The organism is Embleya sp. AB8 (assembly GCF_049739465.1).
GTDB lineage: Bacteria > Actinomycetota > Actinomycetes > Streptomycetales > Streptomycetaceae > Embleya.
The window spans coordinates 50,707-68,218 of the sequence record NZ_JBMHHY010000003.1 but is presented as its reverse complement, the minus strand read 5'-3'; the positions used below and the strand labels follow the sequence as shown (position 1 = coordinate 68,218).

12 protein-coding genes are annotated in these 17,512 nt (G+C 74.0%); 6 read left to right on the top strand and 6 right to left on the bottom strand.

Translation table 11 applies throughout. From position 1 onward, the window contains the following. Positions 1–48 precede the first annotated feature (48 nt). Positions 49–3,000 (top strand): AAA family ATPase, encoded by a 2,952-nt coding sequence (locus tag ABIA38_RS05340; protein ID WP_424637235.1) that lies wholly within the window; start codon positions 49–51, stop codon positions 2,998–3,000. Here ABIA38_RS05340 and ABIA38_RS05335 read toward each other — a convergent pair. From ABIA38_RS05335 to ABIA38_RS05315, 5 genes are all read right to left on the bottom strand, one after another. Next, positions 2,964–4,718: a thiopeptide-type bacteriocin biosynthesis protein gene (locus tag ABIA38_RS05335; protein ID WP_424637233.1), complete on the bottom strand. Its 1,755-nt coding sequence runs from the start codon at positions 4,716–4,718 to the stop codon at positions 2,964–2,966. The two genes, ABIA38_RS05340 and ABIA38_RS05335, sit on opposite strands and share 37 nt — an antisense overlap. Continuing rightward, positions 4,715–5,896, bottom strand: coding sequence for a hypothetical protein (locus tag ABIA38_RS05330; protein ID WP_424637232.1), 1,182 nt, complete (start codon positions 5,894–5,896; stop codon positions 4,715–4,717). The genes ABIA38_RS05335 and ABIA38_RS05330 overlap by 4 nt, the downstream gene beginning before the upstream one ends. 10 nt (positions 5,897–5,906) lie before the next feature. Beyond that, on the bottom strand, positions 5,907–7,853 hold the full coding sequence (locus tag ABIA38_RS05325; RefSeq protein ID WP_424637231.1) for a TOMM precursor leader peptide-binding protein: 1,947 nt from the start codon (positions 7,851–7,853) through the stop codon (positions 5,907–5,909). Between the two features lie 521 nt (positions 7,854–8,374). Continuing rightward, positions 8,375–10,084, bottom strand: a complete 1,710-nt coding sequence (locus ABIA38_RS05320; protein WP_424637230.1) for a hypothetical protein — start codon at positions 10,082–10,084, stop codon at positions 8,375–8,377. Then, positions 10,081–12,708: a lantibiotic dehydratase gene (locus tag ABIA38_RS05315; protein WP_424637229.1), complete on the bottom strand. Its 2,628-nt coding sequence runs from the start codon at positions 12,706–12,708 to the stop codon at positions 10,081–10,083. Before ABIA38_RS05315 ends, ABIA38_RS05320 begins: the two co-directional genes overlap by 4 nt. Before the next feature lie 251 nt (positions 12,709–12,959). Here ABIA38_RS05315 and ABIA38_RS05310 point away from each other — a divergent pair, with 251 nt between their 5' ends. The 5 genes from ABIA38_RS05310 (at position 12,960) to ABIA38_RS05290 (ending at position 16,175) form a co-directional block, all read left to right on the top strand. Then, on the top strand, positions 12,960–13,154 hold the full coding sequence (locus ABIA38_RS05310; RefSeq protein ID WP_424637228.1) for a hypothetical protein: 195 nt from the start codon (positions 12,960–12,962) through the stop codon (positions 13,152–13,154). Between the two features lie 37 nt (positions 13,155–13,191). Beyond that, positions 13,192–13,365: a hypothetical protein gene (locus ABIA38_RS05305; protein ID WP_424637227.1), complete on the top strand. Its 174-nt coding sequence runs from the start codon at positions 13,192–13,194 to the stop codon at positions 13,363–13,365. Between the two features lie 158 nt (positions 13,366–13,523). Further along, positions 13,524–14,486: a hypothetical protein gene (locus ABIA38_RS05300; protein ID WP_424637226.1), complete on the top strand. Its 963-nt coding sequence runs from the start codon at positions 13,524–13,526 to the stop codon at positions 14,484–14,486. A 47-nt stretch (positions 14,487–14,533) separates the two neighbouring features. Continuing rightward, a complete protein-coding gene (locus ABIA38_RS05295; protein WP_424637225.1) occupies positions 14,534–15,220 on the top strand; it encodes a hypothetical protein in 687 nt (228 codons plus the stop codon). Next, positions 15,201–16,175 carry an inositol monophosphatase family protein gene (locus tag ABIA38_RS05290; protein WP_424637224.1) on the top strand — a complete coding sequence of 325 codons (975 nt, stop codon included), beginning with the start codon at positions 15,201–15,203 and terminating at the stop codon, positions 16,173–16,175. The genes ABIA38_RS05295 and ABIA38_RS05290 overlap by 20 nt, the downstream gene beginning before the upstream one ends. A gap of 110 nt (positions 16,176–16,285) precedes the next feature. Here ABIA38_RS05290 and ABIA38_RS05285 read toward each other — a convergent pair whose 3' ends face one another. After that, positions 16,286–17,488 (bottom strand): SLC13 family permease, encoded by a 1,203-nt coding sequence (locus ABIA38_RS05285; RefSeq protein WP_424637223.1) that lies wholly within the window; start codon positions 17,486–17,488, stop codon positions 16,286–16,288. Between the last annotated feature and the right edge of the window lie 24 nt (positions 17,489–17,512).

The following is a 17,512-nucleotide window of genomic DNA, read 5'->3' as shown; positions in this document are numbered from 1 at the left end:
TCGACGGCCCGGATGTGCGCGTACCCGGCGCGGTCGGGAGGGGCGCACATGTTCGCTACGCCGTCGCAGGAGAGCGAGCGCCTGCTGGTGGGGCGCGAAGCCGAGATCGCCCGGCTCACGGACATCACCCAACGGCTCGGCACCGGCCGAGGCACCGTCCTGGAGATCGCCGGGGACCCAGGGATCGGCAAGACCCGCCTGATGGGCGTACTGGCCGAACTCGCCGAGCAGCACGGCATCGCGGTGGCCCGGGCGCACGCCCTGCGCGGGAACACCGTGCGGTATCAGGTGTTCCGGGACGCCTGCGGACACCGGTCGCCCGCCTGCCTGGCGGCCGGGACCGACGAAGAGACGACCTTCCGAAGCGTCCGCGCCCGCCTGGCCAAGTGGGCCGCGGCCGGCGCGGGAGCCATGCTGCTGCTCGACGACATCCACCTGTGCGACCCCGCCTCCGCCGAACTCGCCGCCCGACTGATCCACACCGCCATCCCCGGACCCCTGGTCATCGCCCTGGCCCACCAGCCGCGGCGCACCGGCGCGCACCTGCTGGAAGCCCTGGATCACGGCGTGCGCGGCGGCAGCGTGGTCCGCATCGAACCCCGCCCACTGGACACCGACGCGGTCGCCACCCTGCTGCGCAACATGCCCCCACCCGAGCACGACGCCTCGCCCGAGCACCGCGGCCCGGAGCCGGGCGGCGCGGAACTCGGCGAGCCCTTCCCCGAGTTCGTGACCCGGCTGCGCGCCGCCTCCGGAGGCAACCCCCGCCATCTGCGCATCCTGCTGGCCGGCGGCCCGCATCCCGACGAGTGGCCGGACCGTCCCGGCCCCGACCCGAACGCGATGTTGCGCGCGGCGGTGCCGTTGACGGCGGAACTCGACGCCCTTGCGCCGGACGCGGCCGCGGTCGCCGCCGCGGCCGCCGTACTGGGCGACCCGTTCCGACCGGAAGACATCGCGCAGGTCGCCCGACTCGAACTGGTCCGGGCCGACGTGTTGCGCCCGCTCGCCCCCGGCGGGCGATTAGCCTTCCGGCACCCGCTGTTGCGCCACGTCGCCCACGAACGAGCCGGCGTCTCGGCGCTGTCGACGGCCCATCGGCGGGCCCTGGACCTGCTCGCGGCCCGCGGCGCCTCCGCCGTCGAACAGGCCCGTCATGCCGAACACCTGGTCGGCGCGGACGCCTCGGCCACCGTGCGACTGCTCACCCGAGGCGCTGCGGAAGTCCTCCCCGACGCCCCGGCGACCGCCGTACGCTGGTTGCGGTCGGCCCTGGAGAAGTTGCCCAGTGGCGACCGGCCGACTCCGGAGCGGGCCACCCTGATGCTCGAATACTGCCGGGCCCTGAGTGCGGCGGGCCGGCTCGACGCGGCCCGCCACATCGCCCACGAAGTACTGCGCGACGACACCTGCCTGACCGAGGAGTTGCGCCTGAAGGCGTGCGCCGTCCGGGCCGCCGCCGAACGCCAACTCGGCCGATTCGCCGAAGCCGAGGCATCCGCCCGCACCGCCCTGGACGCACTGCCGCGCCCACTGCCCGCCCGAGCCGCCGAACCCGTCTTCGAATACGGCGTCCTGCACCTGTTCCGCGGCACCTACCGGCAGGCCCGCGCCCTCGTCGACGAGGTCGTGGCAGCCACCACCTCGGCTGCCGAGGCCGCCGCCGAGCCGGCGACCAACCCGGCGGCGATCGCCCTGGTCCGCACACTGGCCACCGTCGGCGCCGGCTACCTCGGCGACACCGCCGCCGCGATACCCGCACTGCACGACTGCGTGCGACTCGTCGACGGCATGCCGGACGCGGTCGCCGCCCGCACCCCCGAACTGCTCGCCCTGCTCGGCTGCGCCGAACTGTTCACCGAACGATTCCCCGCCGCCGCCCACCACATGCGCCGCGGCCTGACCCTCGCCCGGGCCGGCGGACCCCAACAGATGGTCCCGCACTGCCTCCTCGGCCTGTCCTACGCCGACCAGGAGAGCGGTCGACTCGACCGGGCCGAACAGTGGGCGCTGGAGGCGGAACGTGTCGCCCGGGCCACCGGCGCCACCGACGCGATCGCGATGAGCAAGGCGATGCGCGTCGGTGCGATGGTGTGGACCCACCGCCGGTGCGACAGTCCCGAGGTGATCGCCCTCGCCGAGGACGGCGCCCGCACCGCCCAACCCGGCTGGTGGGCGGGCTCGGCGGCCATGCAACTGGCCATGGTGCGCCTGATCAGCGGCGACCCCGGTGGTTGCAGCGACGCCCTCCTCGAAGGTGGCGGCGGCCGGGACCTGCGCCTGTTCCAACCCAACTACCACCCGATGTTGCTGGCCATGTTGTCCACGTCCGCGCTGCTCACCGGCGACGCCGGCGCGGCACGACGCTGGGCGCGGGCCGGTGACCTCGCCGCCGACCGGCTGGGGCTGCCCGTACAGCGAGCCCACGTCGATCGGGCCTGGGCCGTGTTGTACCTGGCCGACGGGGAACACCTCATGGCGGCCACGCTCTTCGAACAAGCCGCGCTCGGGTTCCGGCGCGCGGGGCGGCCGATCCACCAGGCCTGGACGCTCGTCGCGGGAGCGGACTCGGTCGAGGCCGCACGCGGCCCGGCCACCGCCGCCGACTGGCTGGAAACCGCCGTGCGCCTGGCCGACCTGCACGGCGCGGTACGAGTGCACGAGGAGGCCGCGGCCGCACAGGGCCGCTCGGCGGCGGCGCGAACGGCGGCCGACCACTCCGCCACGGCCGGCACACCGCCCGCCGCGGTGGCCCTGCTCACCGACCGGGAACGACAGATCGTGGCCCTGGTCACCGCCGGCAAACGCAGCCGCGACGTTGCCGAACAGCTGTTCCTCAGCCCCCGCACGGTGGACGCGCACCTGGCCCGGATCTACCGCAAACTCAACGTCTCCTCCCGCACGGCCCTGACCAGCCTGCTGCTGCGCACCGACGCCGCCGACCCGACCCCGGACCCGATGCCTCACCCGGACCGCACCCGGCCGACCGGCAACAGGTAGGCCAGCACGTCGTCGATGCCGTCCAGGACGAACACTTCGTGCGCGACATCGTCGTAGAACCCGCCCACCATCCCCATGGACAACCCGGCGGCGGCCGCCGTCAGGGCCAGATTCTGGGCGAGATGCCCGGCCTCCAGAAAGGCGAACCGCAACGCCCGCAACCCGTAGCGGGCGCGCAGCACGCCCAGTTCGACATAGAGGCCGACCAGCGCGGGCAGCGTCGACACGTCCACGTACGGGTCGGCCACCTCGTCCCGGGCGAACCACAGTGACGCGGCGGCCAGTTCGTCGATGCTCGGCGCCGGCCCGACCGGCAGCAACGACCGTGTGGCGGGCTCGAGTTCGTACACCCCCGGAGCCAACCCGGCCACCTCGCGTACCACGAGCCGCAGCCGGGCGACGTACTTCGCACCCGCACTCGGATACGGACGAGGCGAACGGCCGGGCGCACCGGGGCCATCGGGCACCTCCGGCGCGGCAGTTCCGGCGTACGCCGACCACAGGGCCGTGCCCAGGTCCGCCGCGCTCGTGCCCCCGCCCAGGTCCCCGCGCGCACTGGTCCGCCGGGCCAGCGCCGCACCCAGGGACACGCCCGGCAGCTCCCCGGCCGGCAGCGCCACCGGTGCCGCGCCGAACGGGTTCGACCGTTTCCCGCCCGGCGGCGCACTTCTCGGCTGCTGCCCTCGCATCCGACTCGGCGCGGAGTTGCCGGCTTCGAGATAGCGGCGATCCGCGGCGCCCGGATGGTCCGCGAAGAAATCGGTGCCCCCCTCGGGGGCGAGCAGCGACGAGGCGATGAACCAGCACAGCGAGCGCTCCTCGTCGGGCAGGACGCCCATCCGGTTGAGCAGCATGTGCAGTTGCGCGGACCACACACCCAACCAGGGCCCCCGACCGACCGCGGCATCCGCCGCGTCCGCCCCGGTTGGCTCGTTCGCTTTGTTCGTCTCCAGACGGGCGCGGGCCGCCCGGACACAGGCGCCCCACCGGTCCCGCAACCGCGTCCCCGAGCCACCCGAGGCGGCGATCTCGTCCCGCCGCCGGAGCACCGCCGCCGCCTGGTTCGCCACCGCGTCCAGCGCCGCGTCGCGCACCGTGATCGCCCCCGGGCGCGCACCGTCGTGATACCCCCGCCAACCGATCACCGCGCGCCGCAGCCACCGCGCGGTGTCCAACTCGTCGAGATCCAGCGCCAGCGCCGTGGCCAGCACGAAATCCGTCGCGGCGACCAGCCGTTGGGCCGGCAGCGGGGTGCACGCGACGGCCGCCGCGGCGATCCGGCTCGAGTAGCCGAACACCTCCTCCGCGACCGGCAACGCGGCAACGCCTCCGTACCGTTCCGGTTCCGGCGCATAGGCGACCTCGCACACTTCGCCATGCCCGCGCAGGGTCCGCGCACCACCCTCCGCCGACCGGTATCGCTCTTCGACCCCATCGTCGACCGGATACGGCGCGCCCCGGACGGCCTCGGCCAACCGCTCCCGCAGGTCCCCCGTCGTCGCCGGGTCGGCGCCCCGGATCCTGATCCGCAAGTGCGGCCCGTGCTCGGCATAGCGGATGAAGAACCAGTCCTCGATCCGACCGGCCGAACGCAGACCCTCCACCATCGGGGTCAACGTCGTGGTCAGGAACCGATCGGTGTGCTCGGGCCGCCAGTGCGCGAAACAGTGCAGGCCGCGCCACGTCCCGGCGTGCGGCACAGCGGGGGTCACGGTCATCTCGGCTGCTCCGGGTCGGTGAGGTCGTAGCAGAAATCCGGCACCCGAGGACGGCCGATGAGCAGCATGTACACCACGTCCTCGCCCGGTTCGGCGCGCACCGCCGCCTCGACGGCGCCTTCGGCGTAACTGCGCACCGGGCGACAGAACAGCCCGGCCCCGGCGGCGGCCGAGCACACGTGTTGGGCCGCCGCGCCCGCGGTCATCAGCACGTTCGGGTAGCCGTCGGGACCCCGGTCGCGGACCACGGCCGCCACCTCGGCGGTGCTCACCCAGACCACGTTCATCCCGCTCACGTCGACGTCCGCCGGGCCGAACCCGAACGCGGCCTGCAGGTACTCGGTGATCGGCCCGGCCGCGCGCAACACCGGCCCACCCTCGCGCAGTTCGTAGAGCCCGTCGGCGCAGCCGGTCACGCCGCGGACCGCGAGCCGGTGCCGCAACCCGCCCGGGCCGGACCGGGCGGCCGGCGACCCGGCGGGTGGGCGGCCGTCCGCGATCAGCCGGCGCAACACCTCGGCGGGCAGCGGCCGCGGATCCGCGGACAACCCGCGTGGGGCGAGCGCCGAACTGCGCACCGCGCCGACCCGTCCCCGGGACCGGCCGGCCGGCGCCGGGTCCATCCGGAAGGCCACCTGCGCCACGACACCGGACGCGCCCCCGGCGCCCCGCAGCACGGCGGTCGCGGCCGGTGCGCCGGCCTCGACGAGCGCGGCGGCCAGATGCCCGGCCTCCAGGAAGGCCAGCGCATCGCGCAACGCGCCGTACCCGGCGGGCAGTCGGTGCGGCGCGACCGTCAGTTCCACGCCGACCGAGTCGACGCTCGACGGATCCGGCAGTGGCCGCTCGCCGGCCAGCACGAGCCGGACCGGGTCGAGGAGCCGGCGGTCCTCGCCCAGACGCAGCGTCGCATCGGTCAGGTACGCGCAGCGCGGCGACGGATAGGCCCGATGGTCGTTGTACGGATTCCACGGCTCCCACCGCTGCGGAGCCAGCGCCGCGCTCAGTGCCCGGACCAGGGCCGGGCCGAACGGCCCGAGGTCGGCCAGTTCGGCCAGGTCGATGCCGCGTCCCGGGCGGGCTCCGCCGGGGGAGGGCGTCCCGTTCGGCACCCGTACCGATTTCCCGGGGCCGTGCGCGTAGGCCGCGGCCAGCGCGGTGTCGACGAGATTCGTCATGCCTGCCCGTTCACGGAAAGGGATGGGGATCGAGTGGCAGGTCGCCGTAGCGCGGGCGGGCCGGCAACCGACCCAGCCGATACGGCACCTCCAACAGTCGCGGCAGATCACGGGTGCGGCGGTACACATGCCCGAACGTCATCGCCAGCGCGCCCGGCACCACCACCTTCGCCGCGTACAGTCCCAGGGCGTCGCGCACCACCGGATCCGTCTGATCGACGACGACGACATCCAGACCGGCCCGCACCACGTGCGCGGCCGACTCGGTCAGCAGCGCGCCCAGATCCGATACCGGGTACGGCCGTCCGGGCCAGATCTCCCGCCAGGGCCGGGGCGGTCGCCGGTCCGCGAGCAGGAACTCGAAGCGTGCCCGCGCCTCGGGCAGCGTGTACAGCCCGGTGTGGTCCTCCAGGGAGACCACCCGTAGCGGGTCGTCGAGCATCGGCCGCAGCCGTTCCCGAGCAAAACGTTCGGGCGAGCTCCGGGCCGCTTTCGCGGCGACTTCGAGATTGACGACCACCTCCACGACGGCCCCGCGAATCGCCTCCCGAGGATCGGGATGCGCCCCGGCCGCGAAGAACGCCTGAGGAGCGGCGGACTCGGCAGCGCGGCAGAGGATGAGAGCGGCGACCGAGGGCACCCCGAGGTCGTTGCTCGCGTCGAACAGCAGCAGGTCGTAGCCGAGTGCGTCCAGGCGGTCGAGGCAATGGCCCACCAGGGGGTCCTCCTCGGGCGGCAGCACCCGGGCCAGCGGAGTGTGGGCGTACCAGGCCATCAGGAACGCGTCCCGCTCCGCGACCTCGAACAGGCCGTACAGCGCCGCCTCCTCCAGGCTGTTGCCCACCCCGCAACCGTTGGAGCTCTCCGACACGAACCCGGGCCCCTCGCCGGTGGATCGCCGCTGCGGCAGACCCCAGTAGGCCACCTGCTCCGGCACCGCCAGCGCCCGGTCCCGGCCCAACGACCAGCCGTAGACCCAGTCCGTCACGCGGTCCGGGGTGTAGCGGCCGAGCCGGAACTGCGGAAGTTGCTCATGGCGCGGCTCGTAGCGGCCAAGCGTCGCAGGATCGAGCGCGCGCTCCGGCCCAAGCTCCGCAAAACTGCCGCGCAACACGGTGCGTTTGCCGCGCGGGGCCATCCCGGCCATCCGCTCCACGGCCTCGAACAGCGCGATCCGTTCGGCGGCGGCGAAGGTGCCCGCCCGGCCGTAACCGCCGTCGCGCTGCTCCCAGTCGCCGACCACCGCCGCGTGGGCCAGAGCCAGCGGATACTGCTCGTCGCGGGTCAGGCTCGCCACCGGACCCAGACGCGCGTCGTACAGTGCGGCCCGCAGCCCGGCGCGGGTGGTGGCGGGGTTGTCCTGACGCAGCCGGCCGGGATCGGTCAGCGGTCGCGGCGCCGGGACGAACCGGGCCCCTTCCGGCGTGTCCTCGGGCAGCGGCGCACAGATCGGGCAACCGCCGCGGCGCGGCCCGGCCCGATGGGTCGAGCAGGTGCCGTCGTGCGTACGCACCGCCCACACCGTGCCCGACCAGCGGACCGGATCGGCGAGCGCCTCGCCGGCGAGGGCGGCCAGCACGGGCAGCGCGGTCGGCGCGGCCAGGCCGCCCAGCACCAGATCCCCCCGATCCCGGGGCGTACGACCACCGATGGTCGCGAGCCGCTCCACCTCTACGCACCCCAGACACGCAGGCGCACCCCGCCGCAACAACGGCCCGACCAACGCCGTCGATCCATCGACTCGCACCGGCAACAACATGGCACCGGCCCGCCAGGCATACGCGGACAACGCACTCGCCTGATCGGGCGTCCACACGTCCAACGCCACCACGGCAACCACATCGCCGGCAGCCGGCAAATCCACCGGCGCCAAAACCGGCCAGGCCAGTCCGGCATCCCCCAACGCCTCACCGAGCAACCGCGCAAGCCGCGTCGGGCGCGGCGCGACGGGGCTCACGATGCGACTTCCGGGGTGACGGGGCCGGTGGCGGCCGGTTGATCCGGGACCGGGTACGGGCACGGCAGCCCGGCATCCCCCAACGCCTCACCGAGCCACCGCGCAAGCCGCGTCGGGCGCCGCGCAGCGGCCGTCACGGTGCGACCTCCAGGGTGAGGGGCCGGTGGCGGCCGGCGGACCCGGGACCCGGCCACGCCGGCCCGGCACTTCCCAACGCCTCACCCAGCAACCGCGCAAGCCGCGTCGGGCGCGGCGCGGCGGGGCTCACGACGCGACCTCCGGGGTGACGGGGCCGGCGGCGGCCGGCCGACCCGGGACCGGCACCCCGGCATCCTCCGGCACCGCACCGAGCAACCGCGTAAGCCGTGTCGGGCGCGGCGCGACGGGGCTCACGAGGCGACCTCCGAGGCGACGAGGCCGCCGGCGGCCGGCTGATCCGGGAGCGGGCAACAGCAGCCCGGCATCCTCCGGCACCGCACCGAGCAACCGCGCAACCGGCGTCCGGCCCGGTGCAGCGGCCCTCACGGTGCGACCTCCAAGGCGACGAACCCGACAGCGGCCAGTGCTCGGGTCAGGTCGGTGTTCACCGGCACCGCGCTCGCGGATGGCACTGCGGTCGCGGACGGCACCGCGCCCGCAGACCGCGCCGCACCCGCGGAACGCGCCGTGGCGCCGAGTAGTTCGCGCAGCGCGTTCCGCAGGGAACTCTCGTGCTCGGCCGCGCTCGTCGGCCAGATCCAGGCGTCGGTTTGCCAGGTGGGCGCGTCCGTCGTGGCCACGGGGGTCGCCCCGCAGGGAGCGTGCGCCGCTGCTTCCGGATCACCGCCCGCGGCCCGCCACTGCAACGTGCCGGCTGCGGCCAGCGCGGCGAAGGCCGCCGCGTCCGCCGCGGTGTGCTCGACCGCCCAACCCAACAGCTCGTGGTCGGCCCGCAGTTCGGCCCGGTGGACGCCCGGCGCCAACCGAGATACCCGCAACTGCGCCCGGACGCCGAAGCGCAGCGTCACCGCCTTGAACCAGCGTCGCGCCGGCGGGTACGCGGCCCACTCCGTCGCCGCCACCTCGGCGCCCCTCGGGTACTCCCGAGCCCGCCGGCGCAGCAGGACCCCCTCGGCGTGCCCGAGGTTCGTGCCCACCGCGACGGGGAGTCCGCCGCGCACGCGGACCAGCTGCTCGGCGGCACCCAGCGCGGCGCTCAGCCGAGCCGTGGCGGTGTCGACGCCGATACCGTAGCCGGCGGCATCGCCGATCCGGTATCCGGCCAGCCCGGCCGGCAGTTGCGGCAGGTCGTCGAGTTCGAGCCCGGGCAGGACGCCGGTCTCGGGGTCGCCCAGCGCCTCGACCCGGGCCAACGCGGCCGCCAGGTCGACCGGTTCGGCGCTCGGCGGCGCGGGTTCGGCGGCGGGCAACCACGGGTGGTACCGGGCGCGCAACGGATCCAGGCGCGCGACGAGCACCGTCGGAAACTCGCGCGCGGCCGGTGCCGGGGTGAACGGGTCCGTACCGGGATCGGGCAGCCCGGCGATCGTGCACACCATCCGATGCGCCGCCGCACCGCCGACCAACGCGGCCGGCACCACAAACGCGGAAGCCCCGACCGGCAGCGCGATCCGCTCGGCGATCGCCGCCGCGTAGCGGCGTGCCGCCGCAGCGCTCCCCACCGGGGTGACCAGCCCGACGTCTCCGGCGGCGATCGCGGCCACCGACCCGTGCTCCCCGTCGAGCAGCACCGGCGCGCCCGGCTCCGCCCCGCCACGACCCGGCGGCAGCCCCCGCACCCCGGCCGCGGCGAGCGCCCGCGCGGCAGCGCCCGCGACGGGACCGGCCCCGTCCACGACGACCGCCGCCGACCGGATCCGCTCCCACGCGCCGACGGGATCCGCCGCGACCGCCGCCAGCCAACCGGCGATCCGCGCGGGCGGATCGGCCGGGTCGACCTCCGCGCCCCAATCCGGGGGCACCTCCACCAGCATGTCGTGCTCGCGCAACTGCCCCACCAGGGTGGCGATCGCGCTCCGCACCGCCGGCGTGGGCCCGACGTCGAGCAGCTGCTCGGGCGTACGGCCGTCGGCCAGCGCCACCGCGAGCGCCCGCCACAACCGCCACAGCCCGGCGGCGCCGTTCATGGTGAAGCTCGACCGCGCCCCCCGGACATGGATCCCGTCGGGGAGCGGACTGGCGTGCACGATCGGCCGAAGCCGCAGTACCACGGTGCGGGGTGGAGCGCTCACAGGTGACTCCGATAGGTCTCGGCGACGAACTCGACCGTGCGCGCGCCGGCTTCCGGGCGCGGTAGGGCCTCTTCGAGGATCAGGCCCCCGGAGTAGCGGGCCAGGGTGCGCGCCAGGCAGCGCAGATGCAGCGCACTGCCCAGGTCCACGAACTGCGATCTGGGCCGGTCGGCGAAACCGGGCAGCGAACCCGGCCCGCCACCCGCCTCGGGAGGGGCCGCGGCGACGAAGACCTGCTCGGGGATGCCGAGATGGGCCCGTCGCCGGGCCGCGGCCCGGACCGGTGAGCCCTGCTGCGACTCGGTACGCCACGCCTGCGCCGTCTCCGCCGGCAGTCGCCACCGGGCCCGCGAGAGCACGATGTCGCGGTAGCGCACCCGGGGCCGGTAGCCGACCCGCCCCACGGTGGTGTCCCGGTACCGGGTGGGCACGAGCGCCCCGGCGAGGTCCACGACGCCCGACCCCAGGTCGCCGACCAGCGGCAGCCAACGGCGGGGCAACCCGAACGGCATCAGGAAGCCCAGGTAGAGGACGTTGATCGGCTCGCCCGTGGCGGCGACCCGCAACCGCAACCCGTCACCGACCGGGTCGTGGACCAACTCCAGTTCCTCCGGCCGAAGCGCCCCCAGGGCCCCCGGGGCCCCGATCTCGGACACCTCGTCGGCCACCAGACGTGGATGGAGGTTGGCGTTGAACCCGCCCACCGGCCGCACCTGGGCGACCCGTTCCGCAGCGCCGAGCAACTCGCCGATCCGGGCCGAGACCTGCTCCCGGGCACTCGGATCCAGGTGGTCGAGGAACCGGCTGGTGAACCGCCCCCACCCGCCGTAGACATGGTTCACACACAACCGGGTACGGCCCCCGTCCGGCACCGGCTGGACGAACACCCCGTACGAGGTGGGGCGCGGCTCCAGCCAGTTCGGCCGGCGCCGCGCGGCGTCGGCGACCAGCCGCTCCGGCAGCACCACCTCGCCGTTCGCGTCGGCGTCCGGCACGCCGGCCGCCAATTCGGCGCGCAGCCCCAGCAGTTCCTCGACCCGCGGGCCCACCGGCCGGCCACCGTCGCCGTCGTGGCCCGGGCCCGCCGGATCCACGTCGTCGAGCGCCTGCCAGGCCTCGGCGAACGTGTCGGCGAACTCGTACAGCGACGCACAGCGCCCACCGACTCCGAAGCGCGCGACGAACCGATCCCGAACCACCCGGCGGACCACCGAGTAGCCGTCGAACACTTCGAACAGCGGGGTCAGCCGGACCAGATCGGGCAGCGCCGCGCGGCCGTGCCGCACGTCCAGGTCGACCACCGTGTCCAGCACGACATCCTCGGTGAGCGGCGCCCGGCGCCCCACGGGTGCGGCGCCGACCAGGGCGAACGCCCGTGACCACCGGGACCGGAGCCGATCCAGGTGCGCGGGCCGGGCACCCGCCGCAAGCCCGGCGTACGCCTGCGTGTCGGCGGCGATCTCGGCCAGGATCGCCGCCGCCTCGACGAACCCGAGGTCCACCAGCAGGCGCCCGGCCGCCTGCACGGCGTCACTCGCCTGCGGGTCGAACGGGTAGTCCGCCAGGAGCAGCCCCTGGTCGACCAGCTCCTCCAGATATCCCAGCGCCGCCCGCTCGGCCCGTTCCGGCGGGCCGGGCAGTCGAGCGGCGATACCGGCGGCGAGCTCCGGCACCCGTACCGCTTTGCCCGCCCCCACCCGGGCCAACACATGACGCAGCGGCCCGGTCAGCGGCACCGCCACCTGCTCCTCACGAGCCGGCCGAGGCGGCGCCGCCGCGGTCACGGGACGCCGGCGATACAGCACCTGCGAGCCGTCCGAGCGCAGCCCGGGCGCGAGCCGGTGGGCCGATGTCGCGCGCGAGCGCGGGTGTTCGAGCGCTGCCCGGACCAGCGCCTCCAGCGCGAAGTGCTCCACCCTGGTGATCGCCGTCGGCGTGCCGAGCCGCGCCGCAGGTCCCTCCGCCCCCTCGCGCCACCGGCCCCACCCCACGTCCGCGAACCAGGACAGCGGGCTGGTCTTGGTGACGGCACGCATCGCGAACCGCAGCACGGTGGGCTCGGATTTGCGGGCCTGCTTGTTCGGCGCGTCCCCCGAAGCCCCGGCCCGCCGGACCGCGCGCAGCAGATCCTCGCTGGTCAGCGCGACGGCGCGGGACAGTTCCCGGCTTCGGCACAGTTCGGCCAGCGCCCGCCGGTCGGCGGCCAGCGCCGGATCAGCGAGTGTGTCGATCCGTGCGCCGAGCCGGTCCGACTCGTCGCACGCGGACAACCACCGGGCCAGCAGCGGCATCTCGAGAGCCGCATCCGCGAGCGCCACCCGCAGGGCCGGTCGCGGGGACCGGCGGTTGTGGACGTCCCGGCGCAGCGGCACCAGCACCCGCTCACGCACCGGCCCCGGCGCCGAGGCGGCGAGGTCGTGCAGGGTGTCGCACAGTTCCGGGCGCACCTGTTCGCACCAGCGGGTCAACTCGACCAGCCGCTCGACCCCGACCCGGTAGGCGGCCGCGGCGGGGGAGGGCCCCGGGGCGGGCAGCGCCGCGGTGCGCACCAGCGCGTACGGCGCCGCGGACAGCGCCCCGGGAGCGGCGGCGGACACCTCGGTCGACTCGGTCATCCGGCTCATGGAGGCGATGATCGCGGCCGGCCCCGACCGCACGCGTCGGTAGAACCACCCAACCGTCTACCTACCTCGCCAACGCCCGCGCGCCGCAGCCGATTACGTACTTCTACCGATGCCGCAGCCGCCCGAAAGCCGCAAGGTTGCCGGGCGAGGGACTGCCCATCCGCAGCCGGCCCCGACCGGCCGGAAACCGGAACGTCCCCGCGCGAAGTCCGGCCGGACCCATCACACACCGGATACCAGGAAGGAACCCCGTGCCCAAGACCCTCGAAACCGACCTCGATCTCCGCTCCGACCTCGAACTCGCCGCGTTGGAGGACGAGTTCAGCCTCGGCGACCTCGACCTCGGCGCGCTGACCGTGGTCGGCATGTACGACACGACCGCGCTGCCCCGGCTCGATGCCGCCGGCAGCAGCTGCTGTTCGTGCATCTGGCACCAGACCCAGTAACCCCGGGCACCACCACCCGAGCGGATCGGACAAACATATGCGCCAGACCCTCGACCTCAACGAACTCGCCTTCGCCGAAGACGAGTTCGACCTCGCCGCGCTCGACCTCAGCGGCCTGACCGTGGTCGGCATGCAGGACTCCGCAGAGCCCGTGGAGGGCATCTCGGAAATGTGGTCCTGTTCCTGCTGCTGCTACCCCAACATCCCGTAGCACAAAGGGGGGCGGGCCGGTGTCGAAGACACCCGCCCGCCCCCTTCCCGTCGCGGCCCCGCCCCGCATCGCAATCCCCGAACCCCACACCCGAAACCCCTCAGCACACCACGCCATCACTCGTATGATCGGGGTAACCGGGGGAGAGGCTGAAAGCCATGGCGGGCAGAACGGCTCAGCTGGGGCGCGGCATCGAGAACGCCGTCGCCTGGACCATCAGAAACGCCGACGGCGTCATCGCCATGATCGCCGCCCTGACCATCGGCACCCTCAACGTGCTCAACCAGCCGGTCGACACCAACCTCACCTCCGGCGCGATCCTGCTGGTCCTGGCCGCGCTGGTGTTCGGCACGCTGACCGAGAAGCGGCGCCGGATCAAGGACATCCGCGAGGCGATGTCCGGTCACCGGCGCGCCCTCGAAGACGTCACCATGGTGCGCTCCCTCTCCGGCGCCGAACTCGAACACGCCCTGGATCGGGCGCGGTCGAACACCGACCGGTGGGTCTTCAAGGGCGGCACCGGCACCTACCTGCGCGCGGTGACCCTCCCGGTATGCGTGCAGGAGGCGCGCCGCCAGCGCCGCTCCCTGACCATGAAGATCGACATCGTCAACCCGGCCGACGAACACGCGTGCGCGGCGTACGCGCGCTTTCGGCAGACCTTCGCCCACCGGCTGAACACCGCGCAGCCGGACGCCTGGAGCGCCGAGCGCACCCGCAAGGAGTCGTTCGCCACCGTCCTCGCCGCCTGCTGGTACCGGCAGCGCCTGGACACCCTGGAGATCGACGTCCATCTGTCCTCGGTCGTGCCCACGCTCCGCTTCGACCTGTCCGCCTCCTGTCTGATCATCACCCAGGACGACCCCCAGCGCGCCAACCTGCTGGTGGAGCGGGACCGGCCGCTCTACGACTACTACGTCACCGAACTCCACCAGAGCCGGGAACAGGCCCACACCCTCGACCTGGGCCGCGCCGTGTCGCTCAGCGAGGAACCCACCGTCGACGAGGTCGTCCGGCTCTTCGACACACTCGGCCTCCCGCTCCCGGCGGCCTACACCGACCCGGACGTCGGCGACGTCATCGAAAAGGCCCTGCACGCGGAGAACCCGTATCGGAGGTGAACTCCCCGGTGCCCAGTTCCATGGACTATCGACGGATCGAACGAGCCATGGCGAGAGGGGCCCAAACCGGGGCCGCGGTCGACGAGTTGTTCGAAGCAGCCGCCTCGGCCCTGACGGAGATCGCCTCCGGGCGGCGCGAACTGCGGGCCGTCCGCCATCCGTTGGGCTTCTTGTGCCTGCCCGTGCGGCGCGAGGGCGAGCACGGGATCTGCATCCACGTCTTCGACGACGCGACCCGACAGACGGCACAACTACTGACCACCTCGCCCGTACACGCGCACAGTTGGGACCTGACCAGCTGCGTGTTGTACGGGGAGGTGGGCAACCTGCGGGTCCGGGTGCGCGAACGACCCGAACACCCCACGCACCGCCTCTTCGAAGTACGCAGCACCGCCGCCGCCATGGGCGCCGACCCGGCGGCGGGCGCCCTCGCGGTGGACTGGATCCGGCCCACCCCACACCTGGTGAGCTGCGAGCCCGGCCCCCGGGAGACCAGCGTCGCCGGCGGCATCTACACCCTCGCGGCAGGCCAGTTCCACACGACCGTGGTACCGCCGGGCACCGCCGCGGCCACGCTGCTGCTCGGCCGCGCGATGCCCGGGCGCTTCGACCTCACCCTCGGACCGGTCCACGGCCGCCCACACCGGGTGGTGCGACAAACCTGCGACGCGGCCCGCACCGCCCGCGCGGCCCGCACCGTACTGAGGAGGGTCGATGGTTGCCACTCCCGGTGACGTGCCCACTTCCGGTGACGCTGCCACTCCCGGTGACGAGGGCAACATCCCCAACGGTGGCCTCCCCAACGGCACCCTCCGCAACGGCGACCGCGCGCATCGAGCCGGCTCCCCGGGACGGTTCACCGCCGAGCGAGAGCTGGCCGTGGGCGCCGCCCGCGAGGCGGGCGCGCTGCTGCGCGCGCGTTTCGCCGACGAGTACGACGTACGGGCCAAGGGCGGGCACGGCGATGTCGTCACCGAACTCGACCTGATGGCCGAGCGGATGATCGTCAAACGTATTCGGGAGCGCTTCCCGCACGACCGGATCCTCGCCGAGGAAGCCGGCGCCATCCCCGCCGCCCGCGGCCCGCGCACACCACAACCGGACGCGGTCCGCACCTGGCTGGTGGATCCGCTCGACGGCAGCAACAACGTCGTCATCGGCCTGCCCGCCTACGGTGTCGGCATCGCCTTGTGCGTCGGCGAGCAACCCGTGGTGGGCGTCGTGCACGACCCGGTGACCGACCGGACCTGGACGGCCCTGGCCGGCGGCGGTGCCTACGGCCCGCGCGGCCGACTCGTCGGCCCCTCCCGCCACTTGTCCCCGGCCGGGCCGCTGCTCGCCTGGACCCAGGGGCACGCCGTCGCCCGCCGAGACCCCGTGGCGCGCGCCCTCAAGCAAGCCCTGGAAGCACACTCGCGACGGGTCCTGCAACTGTGGGCACCACTGCTGGCCTGGGCCATGCTCGCCCGTGGCGACATCGACGGATTCGTCGGCTACCGCGCCGAGGCCATCGACCTGCCGGCCGGCGCCCTGCTGGCCGCCGAGGCGGGCCTGGCCATCCGGGCCCTGGACGGCGGCGACTTCCACGGCAACGTCACCGGCCCCGACACCGACCGCAGCTTCGTCGCCGCCCGACCACAGGACATCCCCCACCTCCTGCGACTGCTCGCCCGCCAAACGCGCGCCTGAAGCCCCCGCGCCGCACCCGAGCCTGCCAGCTCACGCGGTCAGCCCCCGCGTCGCACCTGAGCCGGCCCGCTCACCCGGTCAGCCCCCGCACCGCACCTGAGCCGGCCCACTCACCCGGTCAGCGCCAGCGCCGACACCGCCGCCACCAGCGCCCCCACCGCCAGCACCGCGCCCGTGCCCACGAACCGCCACAACGACACCCGCACCCCCTGCGCCTGGCAACGTTCGAACCACAACAACGTCGCCAGCGAGGCCCAGGGGGTGATCACCGGACCCACGTTCGTGCCGATCAACAGGGCCAACAACTGGTCGTGATTGCCCGCCGGAACCGCCGACTCCCCGGCCAGATACACCGGCAGATTGTTGAGTGCGTTGGCCAGCCCCCCGCCGACCGCCGCCGCCCGGAACATCCCCAGCACCCCGCCGTCCGTCCCCACCGCCGACGACAACACACGGTGCAGGCCGTGTACATCGACCGCCTCCACCACCAGGAACAGCCCCGGCACCAGGACCAGCAACCGCCACGGCACCAACGACAGCCGCAACACCGAGCGTTGCCGCACCCCGAACGCCACCACGACCACCGCGCCGGCCGCCGTCGACGCCGCCCACAGTGGCACCGCGTCCACCAGGATCGCCAGCAAAAATCCCCCACAGGCCACTGCGCACACCCGAAACAACACCGGATCGGCGGGACGGTGCACCTGTGCGGCCGCATACCGCTCCGCGCCCCGCCTGCCCCGGCGCCAGTAGAACAACCACAAGCACCCCATCGTCACCACGATCGAGGCCAGTTGCGGCGCCCACATCCGCGCCGCCAGACCCACGGGGGAGAGCGCGACCCGGTCCGCGGCCAGCAGATTCGTCAGATTGGACACCGGCAGCAGCAGACTGGCGGTATTGGCCAACCACACCGTCGTCATCGCCAGCGGCACCGCCGCGATCCCCACCCGCGCCGCCAGCGCCAACATCACCGGCGTCAGCAACACCACCGTCGTATCGAGATTGAGGATGATCGTGGTCACCGAGGCGAACCCCACACACAACACGAACAAACGCGCGTAGCTACCGCCCCCCGCCCGCGCCACACCCGAGGCCACCACGTCGAATACCTCGGCCCGACCCGTGAGTTCGGCCAACACGATCACCGTGCCCAAAAACCCGAGCAGCGGCGCGATCCGCGTCATCGCCGCCCCGGCCGACCCCGCCGGCAACACCCCGCAGGCCACCAACAGCAGACCACCCGCCAGCAGCCCGGCCGCCAGCCAGTCCAGCACCCGAAGACGTCCCAGGAGATCCCGCAAGGCACGCACGGACACGAGCATCGCACACCACAA